The organism is Mycobacterium florentinum, assembly GCF_010730355.1.
In the GTDB taxonomy this organism is placed as follows: domain Bacteria; phylum Actinomycetota; class Actinomycetes; order Mycobacteriales; family Mycobacteriaceae; genus Mycobacterium; species Mycobacterium florentinum.
In genome coordinates this window covers 4,425,885-4,443,961 of record NZ_AP022576.1, presented here as the reverse complement: position 1 = coordinate 4,443,961, position 18,077 = coordinate 4,425,885, and the positions used below count along the sequence as shown (strand labels likewise).

The window sequence follows — 18,077 nt, the reverse complement described above, 5'->3', positions numbered from 1 at the left end:
AGCTTCGGAGGCGGATGGAACATGGGTGACGGGGAGGTAGACGCCACTCTTCGCCGTGGCCAGCGCGACCGCCATCCGGCCACCACGACCTCGCCCGCCGCACTCAGCGCCGCGCCGTGGGAGCGATTCTCCGAACCGCCCGGCGATGACCGCGTGCACCGATGGCAGATTGAGCCTCCCGCCCCGACACCCGAGGATGCCTGGGCCGGGCCCGTCGAACCTGTCGAGCGGCCGGCCCGCGGCACGGAGCGGGCCGGGAGCCACGCCTCCGGCGCGCTCAGCGTCGCCGATCTGATCGCCAAAGTCGGCGCCAGCAGCACCGGCACCCGTCACCGCCGCGCGGCCCTCGACGACGAGCCCTCCGAACCCGATCCGGAGATGTTCGCCGACCTGCAGGACACCCAGGTCATCGATACCCCGGCCTACTCGCTTGACGTGGTCTCCGAGGTCCCCGATCTCGGGCTCACGAACTACCCGAACGGCGACGAGCCCGAGCTCGAGCTGACGGTCGAGCAACCGACCGAGTCGCGCCCGGTCAAGCCGAAGCGCACCCGCCGGCCGAAATCCGCGGACTCGCCGCCGAAACGCACGTCCCGGCGTAGGCCGATCCTGCTGGCCGTTCGTTCGATGGCCGCGCTGTGTGCCGGGGTGACGCTGGTCCTGACCGGTGGCGCGTGGCAGTGGAGCGCGTCGAAAAACCACCGGCTCAACGTCGTCAACGCGCTCGACCCGGACTCCGGCGACATCGTCGACCCCAGCGCGCAGTACGGCGATGAAGACTTCCTGATCGTAGGCATGGACTCGCGCTCCGGCGAGAACGCCGACATGGGCGCCGGCGACACCGAGGACGCCGGCGGCGCCCGGTCGGACACCGTGATGCTGGTCAACATTCCGGCGAACCGCAAACGCGTGGTGGCGGTCTCGTTCCCGCGCGATCTGGCGATCACGCCCATGCAATGCGAAGCCTGGAACCCCGATACCGGAAAGTACGGACCCCTCTACGACGAGAAGACCAAGACGTGGGGTTCTAAGATGGTCTACACCGAGACCAAACTGAACTCGGCGTTCGCCTTCGGCGGCCCGAAATGTCTGGTGAAGGAAATCCAGAAGCTGTCCGGTTTGAGCATCAACCGGTTCATCGCCGTCGACTTCGCCGGATTCGCCAAGATGGTCGAGGCGCTCGGCGGTGTCGAGGTGTGCAGCAAGACACCGCTGCACGACTACGAACTCGGCACCGTCCTCGAGCATTCGGGCCGCCAGGTCATCGATGGCCCAACAGCGCTGAACTACGTGCGGGCCCGCCAGGTTACGACGGAGTTCAACGGCGACTACGGCCGCATCAAGCGCCAGCAATTGTTCTTGTCGTCGCTGCTGCGTTCGCTGATCTCCGAGGACACGCTGACCGACCTCAACAAGCTCAACAACGTCGTCAACATGTTCATCAGCAACAGCCGCGTGGACAACGTCCAGACCAAAGACCTTGTTCAGCTGGGCCAGTCGCTGCAGAAGATGGCCGCCGGGCACTTCACGTTCGTCACGGTGCCCACCGGTGTCACCGACCAGAACGGCGACGAGCCGCCGCGGACGGCCGACATGAAGGCGCTCTTCAACGCGATCATCAACGACGATCCGCTGCCCGAGGAAAACGACCAGAACGCGCAGAACCTGGGGACCACGCCGACGTCGGGGCCGACGACCGCACCCACCACCAAGAAACCAGCACCACCGCCGAGCGCCGCACCCGAGGCACGGCGCGAACAGGTGACGACGACCTCGCCCGACGAGGTCACCGTGCGGGTCTCCAATGCGACGGCACAGAGCGGGCTGGCCGCCACCGCCACCAGCCAGCTCAAGCACAACGGGTTCAACGTCATGTCACCCGACGACTATCCGAGTTCGGTGAACGCCACGACGGTGTTGTTCTCTCCCGGCAACGAGCAAGCGGCGGCGACGGTCGCGTCGGCGTTCGCCAATTCGAAGGTCGCCCGGGTCTCCGGCTACGGGCAGGTGGTTCAGGTGGTGCTCGGCCCCGATTTCAAGTCGGTTGGCGCTCCGGCGCCCAGCGGCTCGTCGCTGTCCGTCCAGATCGACCGCAGCCCGGGCAGTACCCCCACCAAACTGCCGGACGACCTCACGGTGACAAACGCCGCCGATACCACCTGTGAATAACCGTATTTCGCTTCAGTAGATCGCCGATTCCGACGCCGAGTCAGTAGGCTTGGCGACATGCGGACCGCCTACCATGAGCAACTCTCGGATTTGTCCGAGCGCCTGGGCGAGATGTGCGGGTTGGCAGGGGTAGCCATGGAGAAGGCAACCCAGGCACTCCTGCAGGCCGACCTCGTCCTCGCCGAACAGGTGATTTCTGGCCACGAAGAGATCGCGGATCTGAGCGCTCGCGCCGAGGAGAGCGCCTTCGTGCTACTGGCGCTGCAGGCGCCGGTGGCCGGTGACCTCCGGTCCATCGTGAGCGCCATCCAGATGGTGGCCGACATCGACCGGATGGGCGCGCTGGCGCTGCACGTCGCCAAGATTGCCCGCCGCCGCCATCCGCAGCACGCGCTGCCAGAAGAGGTCAACGGCTATTTCGCTGAAATGGGCAGAGTCGCAGTCGAATTGGGTAACAGCGCGCAAGAGGTAGTGCTGTCCCGCGACCCGGACAAGGCCGCCCGGATCCGCGAAGAAGACGACGCGATGGACGACCTGCACCGGCACTTGTTCTCGGTGCTGATGGACCGCGAGTGGAAGCACGGCGTCGCGGCGGCCGTCGACGTGACGCTGCTGGGCCGTTTCTACGAACGCTTCGCCGACCACGCGGTCGAGGTGGCCAGGCGCGTCATCTTCCAGGCGACCGGCAAGTTGCCCGAGGACGAGACGGCGACCACGACGCCGTAAATGCCTTAGCCGAAGCGACCGGAAATGTAGTCCTCGGTGGCCTTCTGCGAGGGATTGGAGAAGATCTTTTCGGTGTCGTCGATCTCGATGAGCCGGCCGGGCTTTCCCGCGGCTTCCAGGTTGAAGAACGCCGTGTGATCGCTGACGCGCGCGGCCTGCTGCATGTTGTGCGTGACGATGACGATCGTGTAGTCCTGCTTCAACTCGCTGATCAATTCCTCGATCGCCATCGTCGAGATCGGGTCCAGCGAGGAGCACGGCTCGTCCATCAGCAGCACATCGGGTTGCACGGCGATCGCACGGGCGATGCACAAGCGCTGCTGCTGTCCGCCGGATAGACCTCCACCGGGCCTGTTCAGCCGGTTCTTGACCTCATCCCACAGGTTGGCGCCACGCAGCGAGTGTTCGGCGATCTCGTCCAGCAACTTGCGATTACGCACCCCTTGCAGCTTCAGGCCCGCCACCACGTTGTCTCGAATAGACATGGCGGGGAACGGGTTTGGCCGCTGGAACACCATGCCGATGGCCCGGCGAACACCCACCGGGTCGATACCCGGGCCATAGATGTTCTCGTCGTCGAGCAACACGGTGCCCTCGACGCGAGCACCGGGGATGACCTCGTGCATCCGGTTCAAGGTCCGCAGCACGGTTGTCTTGCCGCAGCCGGACGCGCCGATGAAAGCCGTCACGCTGCGCGGCAGAATCGACAGCGTCACCTCGGTGACCGCCTGAAACGATCCGTAGTAGATGTTGACGTCTTTCAAGTCCAAACGCTTTGCCACCCAGCACTCCTCCCTAGGACTTCTTGGGCGCAAACATCATCGAGACCACCCTTGCACCGACGTTGATCACGGCGATCATCACGATCAGCGTCAGCCCCGCTCCCCAGAGTCGATCCGTGGGAATAGGGTTCACGCCGGCGCCTGACGCTGTCTCGTTGAACATCATGCCAGGCAGCGTCCCCATGAACCCCTTGAAGATGTCGAAGTTCATCGCCTGCGAATAGCCGACCAGGATCAGCAGCGGAGCCGTTTCGCCCATCACTCTGGCCAGCGCCAGCATGATACCGGTGACGATGCCCGACAATCCGGTCGGAATCACCACCCTGACAATGGTTTTCCACTTCTGCACGCCCAACGCATAGCTGGCCTCGCGGAGATCAACCGGAACGATCCGCAGCATCTCCTCCGTCGACCGCTCAATCACCGGCAGCATCAACAGGACCAGCGACAACGACACCGCGAACCCCGAACGGCCAAGGCCGAGCGTGGCCACACACGACGCGTAGATGAACAATGCGGCAATAATTGATGGCACACCGGACAGGATGTCGACCATGAATGTCGCGAGCCTGCCGAGTCTGGTCCCACCCCCGTACTCGACCAAATAGATGGCGAGCATCACACCGATCGGGACCGAAATCGCGGCGGACACCAATCCCTGTAGCAGGGTGCCGACGATCGCGTGATAGGCGCCACCCCCGGCCAGAAACGGCGTGGTACCCGCTTGCGAATGTGTCCACCACGACGCGGACGCGACCGCCTTGAAGCCCTTGACGATCACCGCGCACAGCACCCACAGCAGCGGCGCCAGCGCAATCAGCATCGACAGCGAAACCAACACCGTCGCAACGATGTTCGAGGCACGGCGGCGCCGACTGAGTCGGGATAGCGTGCGCGCCTTGAGGGGCCGGTCGAAGATCGAGGTCATCGGCCCCGCTTCCTGGTCCCGGCAAGGGCGCCACGCGCCACGGCATCGATCACAAAGGTCAGCACGAAAAGCACCAGTCCCGCTGCGATATAGGCGCCGGCCTTGTACCGGTCATTGAATTCCCATGCCGTGGCGGCGATCTTGGTTGCAAAGGTCGAACCACCATCGAATAGCGACCAGCCGAACGCCTTTTGCGTGCCGCGCAGGATGATCAGCAGCGCGACCGTCTCCCCCAGGGCGCGACCAAGACCCAGCATCGCGCCGCTGATGTACCCGGACCTCCCGAACGGCAACACCGTCGTCGCGACCACCTCCCAGCGGGTGGCACCGAGCGCCAACGCGGCCTCAATCTGCTCGTGCGGCGTCTGCACGAACACCTCGCGGGTGACCGCGGTGATCAGCGGCAGGATCATCACCGCCAGCACGATCCCGCCGGTGAAGATGGTGCCGCCGCCGGACGCCGACGCGGTGCCATCGGCGAACAGGAAGCACCAGCCCAGCGATTTATTCAGCCAGGCCGCGACCGGGCTCAGTTGCGGAGCCAGCACATAAAGACCCCACACGCCGTAGATGATCGAGGGCACCGCAGCCAGCAGATCAACCATGTAGGCCAGCGGCCCGGCAAGCCGCCGCGGTGCGTACTGGGTGAGGAAGATGGCGACACCCAGTGCGACCGGCATGGCCAGGATCAGCGCGAACACCGAGATGAACACCGTCACCTGTAGCAGATCGAGGATGCCGAAGTGCATCGCCGAGGTGTTGGTGGTGATCCAGTTGCCGCGGTAGGTGAAGAAGTCCTCTTGGTTGCGCTTGAACGCCGGTATCGCGCGCACCAGTAGGAACCCGCCGATCGCCGTCACAACGACGGCGATCAGGACCGCCGAAGCCTCCGCGAACTTGCGAAAGATCCGGTCGCCGAAGCGGGATTGGACGTCCTTCCATGGGCGGATGGGTACGACTGGCGCCTCCGGAAAGGACGCGACCGCACCCGAACCCGCCTGGGCTGGATCTGGCGTAGTCATTGTGAATCCGTCACTGCCGGTTTTGGTGTCGCTCCTTGGACCCGAGGGCTACTGCATCGCATTGATCGCGGTGACCAGTCGTTCCTTGACCTTATCGGTCAACGGGATGTAGCCGGCCGATGAAAGGTTGGCCTGACCGGTCTCCGCCGCCACGGTCAGGAAGGACTTGATCGCCCTCGCGGTCTCCGTATCGTAGCCCTTCGAGCAGACGATCTCGTAGGTGGCCAGCACCAACGGATAGGCACCCGCCTGCTGGGCGCCGTACATCGGATTCAGGTTCAGTACCAGGTCGTTGCCGCTCGACAAGAAGGTTGCCGTATTGATGGCGTTGCTGGCCGTCTCGGTGGTCAGCGCGACCACGCCGCTGGCCGTGGCGAGTTGTGCGTAAGGAAGGCCCGCCTGGTCGGCGAAGCCCTTTTCGACATAGCCGATGCCGCCGTGGGTGGCCCGCACCGCCTGGATGACACCGGACGATTTCGTCGCTCCCTCGCCGACGCCGCCCTGAAATTCGGTGCCGACTCCCTTGGACCAGCTCTCCGGCGCGGATGCCGTCAGAAACTTCTGCACGCTGTCGGTGGTACCCGACGAGTCCACCCGGTAAATCGGCGTGATCCTGGTGTCGGGCATCGCGATGCCGGGATTCAGCGCCGTCAGGATCGGGTCGTTCCAGACCGCGATCCGTCCGGTCAGAATCCGCGCCAGCGCATCGCTGTTGAGCGTCAATGTCTTGATCTCGGGCAGGTTGAAGACGAGGGCCACCGGGCCGAACACCAATGGCAAGTCCCAGGCGGAGTTCCCGTTGCAGCGCTTGGTGGCCGGCAGGATCTGGTCGGCGATCAGCGGCGAGTCCGACCCGGCGAAGTCGACATGGCCGGCGATGAATTGCTCGCGGCCCGCTCCCGACCCCGTCGGGCTGTACGACACCGACTTGCGCGGGCAGTACTGACCCCAGACGTGGCCCAACACCGCCATCGCATTCTGTTGGGCGGTCGACCCTTCCGCCGTCAGTTCGTTTTTCCCGCCACAGGCCGGCGTCCCGGCGGGTCCCGACGACGCTCCCGAGGCCGGGCCGTGGTGGTTGTCATCGCTGCCGCAGGCCGTCAGTCCCGCACCGGTCATCGTGATCGCGAACACCGCCGCCGCCAGCGACTTGCCCACGTTGTCGAACCTCACCGATCTCGCTTTCTGACGCAGTTTCGACGCATGCGGCCGCCGCTCGAAACTATGCGCTGACGCCCCGTTCACAAGAGTGCCTAAGTGGTGAACGTGCGGTGAATTGTCAGCTGGCACGCCGCTTCTGCCTGCGCTTTCTCCTCAACCGGCCGTTGGTGCCGGCGCGTACGCGGTGTCGATGCTGTAGGTGGTGAAGCCCTGGCGCTGATAGGTCCGGACCGCGGCGACATTGTCCGATTCGACGTAGAGCAACACGGTGACGTCACCCGGATCTTCGGGCTGCTGGAGGCGTCGAGCCAGCGACTCGATGCCGACGGCCGTCAACATCTGCCCCAGCCCGCGGCCCTGCGCCAACGGGTCGACGCCGAGGACGTACACCTCGCCCAGGCGCGGTTGATCGAGGTGCACCTTGGTCCAGTGGAAGCCCAGCAGCCGGGCCGAGTCACTTTCGGTATCGCCGAACGCCAAGAACAAACCCGCCGGGTCAAACCACGGCTCGCTGCGCCGCTCGGCCAGGTCGGCCGCGGTCCAGCCACCCTGTTCGGGGTGTGCGGCGAAGGCGGCGTTGTTGACCCGCAGCAGCTCGGCGTCGTCGTCGGTGCCCGCGTAGGTGCGGACCCGCACACCCTGAGTCGGGGCAACCGGGTCGGGGGTCTGGTGGAGTACGAGTCGCATCTGGACGAGCTCGCGCACCGCGACCAGGCCCAGCGTGGACGCCGTCGCGGCGGCCGACTCCAGCGTTCCGTGCGCCCAAAAGCGGTTGTTTCCAGCGGTTTTGACGATCGCCGCGCGTGCCATCGCCGTGCCGATTCCACGCCGGCGGGCCCGCGGATGGACCACGAGTTCGGCCATCCCGTCGCCGCCGTCGCGGGGCGCGGTGAGATTGAGGTAGCCGTCGATCGTGTTGTCCGTGCCGGTGGTGACCAGCAGGTGATCCGTGCGGTCGTGCCCGAGTTCCCGAAGAACCTGCTCGCCGACGGGTGCTACCTCATCGAATTCTGTTGCCGCCGCGACCAATTCACGCACACCTTGCTGCTCTTCGGCGGTCAGCGCGGAGCGCCAGTCAGGCCCCCGGTCCGACCATGTCACTGACTGCGGAGCGGGTCGGCTAGCGGGTCTTGCAGACTCTCGGAGTCGGTCTCGTCGCTTTCGGCGTCGTCGGGCTGCGGGATCGGTGCGCGGCCGCGCGCCGGGCGAACGGCCTTGTAGCCCACGTTGCGGACCGTGCCGATCAGCGCCTCGTACTCGGGACCGAGTTTGGCCCGCAACCGGCGCACGTGCACATCGACGGTCCGGGTGCCACCGAAGAAGTCGTATCCCCACACTTCGTGCAGCAGCTGGGCGCGGGTGAACACCCGGCCCGCATGTTGAGCCAGGTACTTCAGCAGCTCGAACTCTTTGTAGGTCAAATCGAGCGGGCGGCCGCGCAGCCGCGCGGTGTAGGTGCCTTCGTCGATCACCAGCTCGCCGAGGCTGACCTTGCCCGCGCTTTCCTGGTCGGCCAGCCCACCGCGGCGGCCCACCACCAGCCGAATCCGCGCGTCGACCTCCGCGGGCCCGGTGCCGGGCAGCAGGATCTCGTCCAGCCCCCAGTCAGCGCTGACCGCTACCAGTCCACCCTCGGCGACGACCGCCACCACCGGGACCGACCGGCCCGCGGTGCTCAACAGACGGCAAAGCCCGCGCGCGGCCGACAGATCGGTGCGCGCGTCAACCAGCACCGCGTCCGCGGTCCCCGCCTCCAGGAGTGAGGAGGGCTCGGGCGGCGCTGTCCGCACGGTGTGGGGAAGCAACGACAGCGACGGCAGGACCGGGTCCGGGTGCAGCTCAGAGGTGAGTAGTAGTAGCTCCAACAAGCCCCTTCAGCTCGTGGGAAAGGCATCTCCCAAATTCACAAAGCCACGTCGCGTTAGTGGCCAGGCCACCTAACGATAACGTGCTACCTGGCCTTTGTGCGTGTCCTTGGTAGCTACTGTGAGCCCCGCCACGAGGTTATCCGGACCCGAATCCCCTGCCGCGCGCCACGCCGAACTGCGCCACAATATGCGGATGCGCAGGGTGCTGATCAGTGTGATCGCCACGGTGTCGGCCGTGGCGGTGATCGCCGTCGGCGCCGTCGGTGTGGACTACGGGGCCAGCATCTACGCCGAATACCACCTCTCCCGCAGCGTGCGCCAGGCGGCAAATCTGGGGTCGGATCCGTTCGTGGCCATCCTGGCCTTTCCCTTTGTCCCGGAGGCACTGCGCCGCCATTACAACGAGCTGGAAATCAAGGCAAACGGCATCGATCACGCACCGACGGGCAAGGCCACCCTCGAAGCCACCATGCACTCGATCGACCTGACCTACGCGTCGTGGCTGATCAGACCCGATGCGAAGCTGCCGGTGGGCAAGCTGGAGAGCCGCATCATCCTCGACTCGACGCACTTGGGCCGATACCTCGGCATGGACGACCTGATGGTGGAGGCGCCACCCGCCGAGACCAACGACGCCACCGGGGGCACCACCGAATCGGGCATCTCCGGGAACCGCGGGCTGGTGTTCAGCGGCACCCCGAAATCGGCCAACTTCGACCACCGGGTGAGCGTCTCGGTGGATCTTTCGATTGCGCCCGATGACCCGGCGACACTCGTGTTCACCCCGACCGGCGTCCTCACCGGACCCGACACCGCCAACCAAACGGTTCCGGACGACAAGCGCGACGCCGTGCTGCGCGTCTTCACGGCCAGAATGCCCAATCAGCGGCTTCCGTTCGGCGTGGCGCCGCGCACCGTGGGGGCACGCGGCTCGGACGTGATCATCGAAGGCATCACCACGGGAGTAACCGTGACCCTCGAAGGGTTTAACCAACTATGACAACCGTGGTCGTCGCGATCGTTGCGGCTTTAGCGCTGGCGGCAGTCGTCGGCTGGTTGATGACCCGGCGCTCCGGAAGCATCAAACAAGTTGACTCCGAGCCCGCCCAAGGCGCCGGCGCCGACACCGCGGACCTGGGTCTGTCCAGCACCGGGCCGACCGTGGTGCATTTCAGCGCACCGTGGTGCGGACCCTGCGATCGGGTGCGCCGGGTCGTCGATCAGGTGTGCGACAACATGGGCGATGTGGCACATGTTGAGGTCGACATCGACGCCAACCCCGCAGCCGCACGCCGCTTTTCGGTGCTGTCGTTGCCGACGACCTTGATTTTCGACGTCGACGGACGCCAGCGTTACCGGGCATCGGGCGTCCCCAAGGCCGCCGATCTGCGCTCCGCGCTCGAACCGCTGTTGGCTTGATCGCGATGTCATTGGGTAAGCTGACCGACGTGTCATCCCGCATGGAGCCCATGCTCACCAGGCGTCGCGCAGTCGATCTGTGCCGCATCGCGGGTTGTTGTTGTCGCTGTTGCTGTAGCTGCTGAGTAGCCGCGCCCGCCCGCGCAGCACTCGGACAGCCCGGAACCCACCGTGGCATGTCTCCACTTTTCCGTGCAACAGGCAATTAGGAGTCCTTCGTGTCAAGCAGTAATCCCACCGCCCAGCTGGACCGTGTCGACGTTCGTGGACCCCGGTTCGCCGCGTGGGTCACCACTGCGGTGCTGGTCGCGACGCTGATCGTCTCGGCGCCGAGCCCACTGGCGGCCGCGATCATCCTGGGGCTGCAGGCCGTGGTTTTCGCGATCGGTGCTCTCGGCGGCCCGCGCCGGCACCCCTACGGCCGGCTGTTCGCCACCCTGGTGGCCCCCCGGCTGGGCCCGGTCAAAGAGCGCGAGCCGGTGGCTTCCCTGAAATTCGCCCAACTGGTCGGGCTGATCTTCGCGATCGTCGGTACTGCCGGATTCGCCGTCGGCGCGCCCCTGGTGGGCGTCGTCGCGACGGCGTTCGCTCTGGTGGCGGCGTTCCTGAATGCGGCCTTCGGCATCTGCCTAGGCTGCCAGCTTTATCCGCTCGTGGTTCGCTTACGACCGACCGCCGGTCCGGCGTAACCGCAGTTCATCGCAAGTAATCGAAAGGATCCCCAACCATGGCACGCTCCGACGTCCTGGTCTCCGCCGAGTGGGCTGAAAAAAATCTCGACACCGCGAACGTCGTGTTCGTCGAGGTCGACGAGGACACCAGTGCGTACGACGGAGGCCACATCGCCGGCGCGGTCAGGCTCGACTGGCGCACCGACCTGCAGGACCAGGTCAAGCGCGATTTCGTCGACGCCCAGCAGTTCTCCAAACTGCTGTCCGACCGCGGCATCTCCAACGACGACACCGTGATCCTCTACGGCGGCAACAACAACTGGTTCGCCGCCTACGCCTACTGGTACTTCAAGCTCTACGGCCACGACAACGTCAAGCTGCTCGACGGCGGCCGCAAGAAGTGGGAGCTCGACGGGCGCCCGCTGACCGCCGACACCGTCAGCAGGCCGGCCACCTCGTACACCGCGGCGCCACCGGACAACACGATCCGGGCGTTCCGGGACGAGGTGATCGCGGCCATCAACGTCAAGAACCTCGTCGACGTGCGCTCCCCCGACGAGTTCTCCGGCAAGATCCTGGCGCCTGCGCACCTGCCGCAGGAGCAGAGCCAGCGACCCGGACACATTCCGGGAGCGATCAACGTGCCCTGGAGCCGGACCGCAAATGAGGACGGCACCTTCAAGTCGGACGAGGAGTTGGCCAAGCTGTACGCCGACGCCGGTCTGGACGGCACGAAGGAAACGATTGCGTACTGCCGAATCGGGGAGCGTTCGTCGCACACCTGGTTCGTTCTGCAGGAATTACTCGGGCACAAGAACGTCAAGAACTACGACGGCAGTTGGACGGAATACGGCTCCCTGGTGGGCGCCCCGATCGAGTTGGGAAGCTGATATGTGCTCTGCACCTAGGCAAGGACAGACGTTGCCGGCCAGCGTCGACCTGGAGAAGGAAACCGTGATCACCGGCCGCGTCGTGGACCGCGACGGCCAGGCCGTCGGTGGCGCGTTCGTCCGCTTGCTGGACTCGTCCGACGAGTTCACGGCGGAGGTCGTCGCGTCGGCCACCGGTGACTTCCGGTTCTTCGCTGCACCGGGCGCGTGGACGCTGCGTGCCCTGTCCAAGGCCGGCAACGGTGACGCCGTCGTCGCGCCGTCGGGCGCCGGTATCCACGAAGTGGACGTCAAGATCGCCTGACCGCTGATGCCGTGGCCGGGATCCCCCGGAGGCGCGGTTGACGGCGCGAGACGAATAGACTCGCTAGCGTGGTGCTCTTCTTCGAGATCATGCTGGTCGCGGCAGTCGTGGTCATTTCCTGGTTTGCGTTGTACACCCTCTACCGGCTCATCACCGACGAGTCGTGACTTACGAGGAACCTGAGGGGCCGGCCGGCTCTGCGGCTTCTGGCGACCGCGCAGTTGCTGCCGCCGCCGAGCGCGCCAAGGTGACCGCGGCCCGCAACATCCCCGCCTTCGACGACCTGCCGGTCCCGGCCGACACCGCGAACCTGCGCGAAGGCGCCAACCTCAACGACGCGCTGCTGGCCTTGCTGCCGCTGGTCGGCGTGTGGCGCGGCGAGGGCGAGGGTCGCGGGCCCGACGGCGACTACCGATTCGGCCAGCAGATCGTCGTCTCCCACGACGGCGGCGATTATCTGAACTGGGAAGCCAGATCCTGGCGGCTCGACACCGACGGCAACTACCAGGAGCCCGGGCTGCGCGAGACCGGCTTCTGGCGTTTTGTCCTCGATCCCGACGACCCGAGCGAATCCCAGGCCATTGAGCTGTTGCTCGCGCACTCGTCCGGCTACGTCGAACTCTTCTACGGGCGCCCGCGCAACCAGTCGTCGTGGGAGCTGGTGACCGATGCCCTGGCGCGTAGCCGGTCGGGCGTTCTGGTGGGCGGTGCCAAGCGCCTCTACGGCATCGTCGAGGGCGGCGATCTCGCCTACGTCGAGGAGCGGGTGGACGCCGACGGCGGACTGGTCCCGCACCTGTCGGCGCGGCTGTCACGATTCGTCGGCTAGCGGTACTGACCGGTGCTGTTGCCCGCGTAGGTGTTTGGGCGCTCGCACCAAACCATTGCCTTCGGCCGATCTTTTGCGTGTACTGTTCGACGTCCGTGCCGCCGCGCGAAGGGAGATCGGCGGATGCGTCCCCCGAGGACACCCTCGCCCATATTGCGTTGGGCCGTAACCGCGGTCGGTGTGCTGTTGATCGGCTACCTGGCCGTGCTGGATCTGCGTCCCTCCATCGACGACTCGTACCCACCCTGGCTGAGTTGGTTCGGCCGGCCGGGATCGATGCCGACGCTGTTGGTCGTTGTCTCCGTGCTCATCTGGGCGTCCGTGCTGAACTTCCGCTCGGGCAGCAGCCACCGGGTGGTGGGTATTTCGTTCACCCTGATCGCAGCCCTGGTCCCGATGACGGCGATTCTCGGGCTGACCTCCTATTGGGGATGTCACGACGCCAACCATCCGGCGTTCTTCACTCCTCTGATGGCGACGGCCAGCCTGGTCAAGGGCGGCACCGGCGACTTCTCCGTCGGCGGAAAGACCTGCCCGAACCCGACACCGGTGGGCCTGGAACTGGCCCGGATCGCCGCGCTGTCGGCGATCTTCACCGGATTGGGCGGTGCCGTGGTCGGGGTCTTCCGGTCCCAGGTGGACCGGATGCGGGCCAACTGGGCCGAATCCGTCACGGCCGTCGTCGGTATCGACGGCGACACCCAGTCGATGCTGAGCGCCGTGTCGCGCACCTTGGACCGGCGCAGCACCCTGGTCGTCCTCACCGGCGCCAGCGACGATCGCGTGCAGCGGGCCCGCCGGCAGGGCGCCCGGGTGGTGCTGGTGGACTTCAACACCCCATCGACCTGGGTGTCACTTCGGCTGTGGCGCCGCCTTTCTCGGCTCTACCTGATGGCACCCGACCCGGCGCTCAACCTGATGTGGCTGGACCTGATCAGTCGCCGGCTCGCCGAAATCGCGCACAAACGGCGGCTACCGCTCATCGTGCGGATGGACGATCCCTGGCTGGCCCAGGCGTGGCGCGCCCAGCAGTTCGGCGGATCCGACACCCGATGGGCGGCCGACGTAGTCGGCAAATACGAGGTGACCGCGGGCCGGCTGCTCAACAGCATCATGGCGACCGGGCGGACCAAACATGTGTTCGTCTGTGGCACTTCACAATTGACGCTGGCACTGTGTGCGGACCTGACCCAACGCGCGCTGGAACGCGACTTCTACACTCCGCCCGGCGCGGTCGAGCTGCCCGCGCTGACCCTGGTCGAACGAGACGCCGAGGAGTACTTGCGCGACCACGAGTTCCACCGTCAGCAAGCCGGATTCGCCTCCGAGGGGCCGACGATCGACGCGGTCGCCGAGGCCCCGACGATACCGACCATGCTGAAGCTGATCGGCGACGTCGACCCCGCCACCGCCGCGGTCATCTTCGTCGATGCACATGCCGGAACAACGGCGGCGAGGCTGGCCGCCCGCTTCCCCGACATGCCGATCTACGCCTCGGACCTCAACACCAGCCTCACCGACGACTCCATCCAGGTCGTCGGCCGACTGCAGTCCTACTCGCTGGTGCTCGACACCCAGGAGGGTCAGGTTCAGGACGCGTGGGAGCGCGCGGCGCGGCTGATCCACGAGCGCTACGTCGCCACGATCGACCCAACTTGGACGCGGGGGCCCGCATCGGTGCCGTGGACCGAGCTCGACGAGTTCTACCGGGGCTCCAACCGGCGCCAGGTCCGCAACGCGTTGTGGATGGTCGAGCAGATCGCGGGCCACACCTGGAACACCTGGGGCAGCCCGCCACAGCAGCTGTCGGGCAGCGAGATGGGAGAGTTGGCGCCGCTGGAACAGCTTGCGCTGATGGGCTTCGACCACGACTCCGCGCTGCAGATGGCCCAGGCAGAGCACGAGGACTGGTGCCGCTACTACCGGCGCAACGGCTGGAAATACGGCTCTGTGCGCGACGACTCGCGCAAGATCCACAACAAGCTCGTCGACTGGTCGGTGGTCGAAAGCGACCCGGATCTGCTCAACGCGGCGGTGCGCAGTCTGGCGGGCACGCTGTGGAGCCTGCGCCAGCTGGGCTTCCGGTCGCGTCCGCTGTGGCAGTCCTTCACCCGGGTGGGGACGGTGACCGCCGAACAACGCAGCACGCCATGGACATGGGTGTCGGACTCGGGACACACGATGCGCGCCGATGCCGGCGACTGGGCGATCTCCGAGGACGGAAAGGTCTGGTCGGTGCGCGACGACATCTTCCGGGACACCTACGAGCCCGCGGGCGATGGGCGCTGGCAACGCAAGGGGCGGGTACAAGCTCGCCCGGCCTATCCGGGCGAGACCATCAATACCCTGGAGGGGCCGACGAACGCCGCCGAGGGCGACTGGGTGGTGCGGGGATCCGGCGGTGAGCAGTGGCCGGTTCCCGGCGACGAGTTCGCGCGCCGCTACGTCGAATACCGGCCGCCCGAAGAGGCCCATGCCCAGGACGGCGGACACGGGTAACCGGTCGGCATTGTCGACGCGGAAATACGCGCAAAATTTGCGCATCCTGAAGCGGCCCAACACTGATACGGTATCGGCGCATGTGCGTATGGGTCGCGCAGGCAGGCGTTCGCCCCAGTTCGTTCGCTTCGCTTCACCCTAGGAGACTGCGATGGCTTTGTTCATCAGCTACTCGAGCCAAGATCGGTCGACGGTCGACGCGCTGACCACCGCGCTGCGGCGCGGTCAGAACCAGGTGTGGTTCGACCAGGAGCTCGGCGGCGGCGACTCGTGGTGGGCCAAAATTCTCGAGCAGATCCGCGACTGCGAGGTGTTCATCGTCGCGCTGTCCAGCAACTGGCTGCAATCCAAGCCGAGTCAGGCCGAGCTGCGCTACGCCCAGGCCCTGGGCCGCCCGATCCTGCCCGTGCGCATCGGTGAAGTCGACAGCATGCGCGTGAATCCCCTTGCCGCATTGCAGATCATCGACTACCGGGAGCCGACGGTCGATGCCGGCATCCAGTTGGTCACCGCCGTGCACGCGCTGCGCAGCAAGCCCGTGCCGTTGCCCGACCCGCTGCCCGAAGAGCCTCCGGTGCCGTTCGGATACATCACCCGGCTGGGCAACCAGATGGCCGAAAAGGAGCTCAGCCCGCAGCAGCAGCTCCAGCTGTTGGTCGAGCTGCGGTCCGGGCTCGACGAGGACGGCGATGACCCCAGCGCCCGCGGCGACATCGCGCAACTGCTGCGCATGTTGCGCCTGCGGCACGACGTCACATACCGCACCCGCAGCGAAATCGACAATGTGCTGGCCGAAATCGAGGCCAAGGACGGTTCGCCGGGCGGCGCCGCGAAGGCCCCGGCCGCCGCGTCGGCCCCCGCGCCGGCAGCGAGCGCCGCGACCGCGGCCACCGCCCCGGCCGCGGCGAGCGGCGGTACGACAACCGGCGGATCGAACAAGCGGCTGCTCATCATCGGCGGTGCCGCAGTCGCGGTCATCGCCGCGATCGCGATCGTGGTGGTGATGACCACGCAGAGCGGCAAGACCAAGCCGGCTCCCCGGGCGTCGAACTCGAATTCGGCTCCGACGGCGCCGAATTCGGGTCCGTCGGCGAACGCGAGCAAGCTGGAATCCTATTTGGTCGGTGCACCCGAAGTCGGCGCCATCGTGGGTGACCCGACCGTGGTGGCCGGCGAAAAGATCAGCCAGCTGCGAAACCCCAAGTGGACCCTGACCGACCCGGCGTGCGCGGGAACCTACGAACCCGCCGTGGCGGCGGCGTATGAGGGCGCCGGCGTCGGTGCGGTGGGCGGACTCATCGTGCACACCGCCGGGCAGGACCCGCCGAACCGGATCATCGAGACGGTCGCGGAATTCTCGTCGCCCGACAAGGCCAGCGCTTTCGTTCAGGAGTCCGCGGACAAGTGGAAGTCGTGTGCCGGTAAGACGGTGACCGAGACGCTCAACGGCAACAGCTTTGACTGGGCCTTCGCGGACGTGACCGGCACCGTCCCGAAGATCGCCCAGCAGCGCACCCGGGGAGACAACGGCAAAATCTGCCACCACGTGCTGCACGCCGACGGCGCCAGGGTCATCGACGTGACGGTGTGCGGCCCGAATGCCGCACCCGGCCAGGCGGGCAAGATCGCCGAGCAGATCGCCGCGAAATCCAATCAATAGCAGCCCAAGACATGGAACGGCCCCCGAGCCGTGTTCCTGGTTGGACAGACCGGGAAGCTCGGGGGCCGGGTGGCTACGGGGAATTCGCCAGCGCGCGTAGATCGCTAGCTCTTCGGAAGCCAATGCAGCTAGCGCGTAGCCACCTCACATGTCCATGAAGCTATCAATTTCGCGGACCACCTCCCTTCCTGTGTACGGCCGACCGTACCCGCCGCTGCGCGAGCCGACAACACAATTCAGCGCTCAGCGATCGCTGACGATCGCCGCGTCTACCAGTTGGGCGAAGTCCTCGGTCATCGGTGAGCGACCCAACGAACGACCATCCAGGGTATGCACGCGCGCGGCCAGGGTCATGCTGGATACCAGCCAGATCCCTTGGGCGGCATGCAAATCCGCGATACGCAGCGCGCGATAATCGCAGTCGTAGCCCTTGCTGCGCGCCACCTCGAACAGCGCCTGCTGCGTGGTGCCGCGCAAGATCGGATACCAGGGCGGCGGCGTCAGCAGGCAGAGGTTACTGTCCGGGCCCGCATGGGAATCCGTGACGATCACGACCGTCGAACGCGGCCCTTCCAGGATGTAGCCGTCCGAGCTGACGAAAATCACGTCGCCGGCCCCGTGTCGGGAGGCGTGCCGCAACGCGGCCATATTCACCGCGTACGACAGGGTTTTCGCGCCGGCCAACAACCACGGCATCTCGCCGGCACCGATCGCGGGTAGTCCCCGGTCCAGCGTGATCGCCGCTACCCCATTGCGGCGAACGACCTCCACCCGTTCCGGGACGGCGGTGACCATCACGTACGCGGTGGGCTCCGAACCGCTCTCGCGACCCCGGCTGTAGATCAACCGCAACGCGCCCTCGCCCGACGAGCCGGCCACCCACTCCCGGGTGGCGATGTCGATCGCGCGCCGCCAATTCGGCAGGTCCGGCTCGGGCAGATCCAGGAATTTGGCCGACTGGGTCAGGCGCTGCAAATGGGGCCCGACCAGACAGGCCCCGCCGTCGCGGACCAGCAGGGTCTCGAAGGCACCGTCACCGCGGACGGCCGCGAGGTCGTCGGCGTGCAGGAGCGGGGTGCCGGGCGGATGTATTTCGCCGTCGAGGGTGACGATCACACCCGTCTGGGCTGCCATGCCGACAGAGCCTAG

General features: G+C 66.4%; 18 protein-coding genes. 11 read left to right on the top strand and 7 right to left on the bottom strand.

Annotated elements, in window-relative coordinates; translation table 11 throughout:
• The first annotated feature begins 21 nt into the window (after nucleotides 1-21).
• Together G6N55_RS21090 and phoU are read left to right on the top strand one after the other, a co-directional pair.
• Nucleotides 22-2,169 carry an LCP family protein gene (locus G6N55_RS21090; protein WP_085223645.1) on the top strand — a complete coding sequence of 716 codons (2,148 nt, stop codon included), beginning with the start codon at nucleotides 22-24 and terminating at the stop codon, nucleotides 2,167-2,169.
• A gap of 57 nt (nucleotides 2,170-2,226) precedes the next feature.
• Nucleotides 2,227-2,895, top strand: coding sequence for a phosphate signaling complex protein PhoU (gene phoU, locus G6N55_RS21085; protein WP_085223643.1), 669 nt, complete (start codon nucleotides 2,227-2,229; stop codon nucleotides 2,893-2,895).
• A 5-nt stretch (nucleotides 2,896-2,900) separates the two neighbouring features.
• Here the strand turns inward: phoU and pstB are convergent, their stop codons facing one another.
• The 6 genes from pstB to G6N55_RS21055 all read right to left on the bottom strand — a co-directional run bounded on the left by pstB (nucleotide 2,901) and on the right by G6N55_RS21055 (nucleotide 8,656).
• On the bottom strand, nucleotides 2,901-3,677 hold the full coding sequence (pstB, locus tag G6N55_RS21080; RefSeq protein WP_085223641.1) for a phosphate ABC transporter ATP-binding protein PstB: 777 nt from the start codon (nucleotides 3,675-3,677) through the stop codon (nucleotides 2,901-2,903).
• Nucleotides 3,678-3,690: 13 nt separating this feature from the next.
• Nucleotides 3,691-4,605, bottom strand: a complete 915-nt coding sequence (gene pstA / locus G6N55_RS21075) for a phosphate ABC transporter permease PstA (RefSeq protein ID WP_085223639.1) — start codon at nucleotides 4,603-4,605, stop codon at nucleotides 3,691-3,693.
• Entirely contained in the window at nucleotides 4,602-5,627 is a 1,026-nt protein-coding gene (pstC, locus tag G6N55_RS21070; RefSeq protein WP_085223637.1) for a phosphate ABC transporter permease subunit PstC, read from the bottom strand. The genes pstA and pstC overlap by 4 nt, the downstream gene beginning before the upstream one ends.
• Before the next feature lie 48 nt (nucleotides 5,628-5,675).
• Nucleotides 5,676-6,800 carry a phosphate ABC transporter substrate-binding protein PstS gene (gene pstS, locus G6N55_RS21065; RefSeq protein WP_372517592.1) on the bottom strand — a complete coding sequence of 375 codons (1,125 nt, stop codon included), beginning with the start codon at nucleotides 6,798-6,800 and terminating at the stop codon, nucleotides 5,676-5,678.
• A 141-nt stretch (nucleotides 6,801-6,941) separates the two neighbouring features.
• Nucleotides 6,942-7,889, bottom strand: coding sequence for a mycothiol synthase (gene mshD, locus G6N55_RS21060; protein ID WP_085223635.1), 948 nt, complete (start codon nucleotides 7,887-7,889; stop codon nucleotides 6,942-6,944).
• A complete protein-coding gene (locus G6N55_RS21055; RefSeq protein ID WP_139826936.1) occupies nucleotides 7,886-8,656 on the bottom strand; it encodes a winged helix-turn-helix transcriptional regulator in 771 nt (256 codons plus the stop codon). The genes mshD and G6N55_RS21055 overlap by 4 nt, the downstream gene beginning before the upstream one ends.
• A gap of 187 nt (nucleotides 8,657-8,843) precedes the next feature.
• On the opposite strand from G6N55_RS21055, the gene lmeA reads away from it, so the two are divergent.
• The 9 genes from lmeA to G6N55_RS21015 all read left to right on the top strand — a co-directional run bounded on the left by lmeA (nucleotide 8,844) and on the right by G6N55_RS21015 (nucleotide 16,928).
• Complete coding sequence (lmeA, locus tag G6N55_RS21050; protein WP_085223633.1) at nucleotides 8,844-9,656, top strand: mannan chain length control protein LmeA; 813 nt, start codon at nucleotides 8,844-8,846, stop codon at nucleotides 9,654-9,656.
• Entirely contained in the window at nucleotides 9,653-10,075 is a 423-nt protein-coding gene (locus tag G6N55_RS21045; protein ID WP_085223631.1) for a thioredoxin family protein, read from the top strand. Before lmeA ends, G6N55_RS21045 begins: the two co-directional genes overlap by 4 nt.
• A gap of 5 nt (nucleotides 10,076-10,080) precedes the next feature.
• A complete protein-coding gene (locus G6N55_RS30380) occupies nucleotides 10,081-10,200 on the top strand; it encodes an Ms5788A family Cys-rich leader peptide (RefSeq protein WP_370494849.1) in 120 nt (39 codons plus the stop codon).
• 93 nt (nucleotides 10,201-10,293) lie between these two features.
• A complete protein-coding gene (locus G6N55_RS21040; protein WP_085223629.1) occupies nucleotides 10,294-10,764 on the top strand; it encodes a DUF4395 domain-containing protein in 471 nt (156 codons plus the stop codon).
• Between the two features lie 38 nt (nucleotides 10,765-10,802).
• The gene (locus G6N55_RS21035) at nucleotides 10,803-11,636 is read left to right on the top strand and encodes a sulfurtransferase (protein WP_085223627.1); all 834 of its coding nucleotides are present in this window, start codon (nucleotides 10,803-10,805) and stop codon (nucleotides 11,634-11,636) included.
• A 1-nt stretch (nucleotide 11,637) separates the two neighbouring features.
• Entirely contained in the window at nucleotides 11,638-11,940 is a 303-nt protein-coding gene (locus tag G6N55_RS21030; protein ID WP_036471607.1) for a DUF1416 domain-containing protein, read from the top strand.
• Between the two features lie 163 nt (nucleotides 11,941-12,103).
• Nucleotides 12,104-12,769, top strand: a complete 666-nt coding sequence (locus G6N55_RS21025) for a nitrobindin family protein (RefSeq protein WP_085223625.1) — start codon at nucleotides 12,104-12,106, stop codon at nucleotides 12,767-12,769.
• Nucleotides 12,770-12,922: 153 nt separating this feature from the next.
• Nucleotides 12,923-15,268 carry a RyR domain-containing protein gene (locus tag G6N55_RS21020; protein ID WP_232078810.1) on the top strand — a complete coding sequence of 782 codons (2,346 nt, stop codon included), beginning with the start codon at nucleotides 12,923-12,925 and terminating at the stop codon, nucleotides 15,266-15,268.
• Nucleotides 15,269-15,419: 151 nt separating this feature from the next.
• A complete protein-coding gene (locus tag G6N55_RS21015; protein ID WP_085223621.1) occupies nucleotides 15,420-16,928 on the top strand; it encodes a sensor domain-containing protein in 1,509 nt (502 codons plus the stop codon).
• Between the two features lie 243 nt (nucleotides 16,929-17,171).
• Here G6N55_RS21015 and G6N55_RS21010 read toward each other — a convergent pair whose 3' ends face one another.
• Nucleotides 17,172-18,044 (bottom strand): aminodeoxychorismate lyase, encoded by an 873-nt coding sequence (locus G6N55_RS21010; protein WP_139826949.1) that lies wholly within the window; start codon nucleotides 18,042-18,044, stop codon nucleotides 17,172-17,174.
• Nucleotides 18,045-18,077 lie beyond the last annotated feature (33 nt).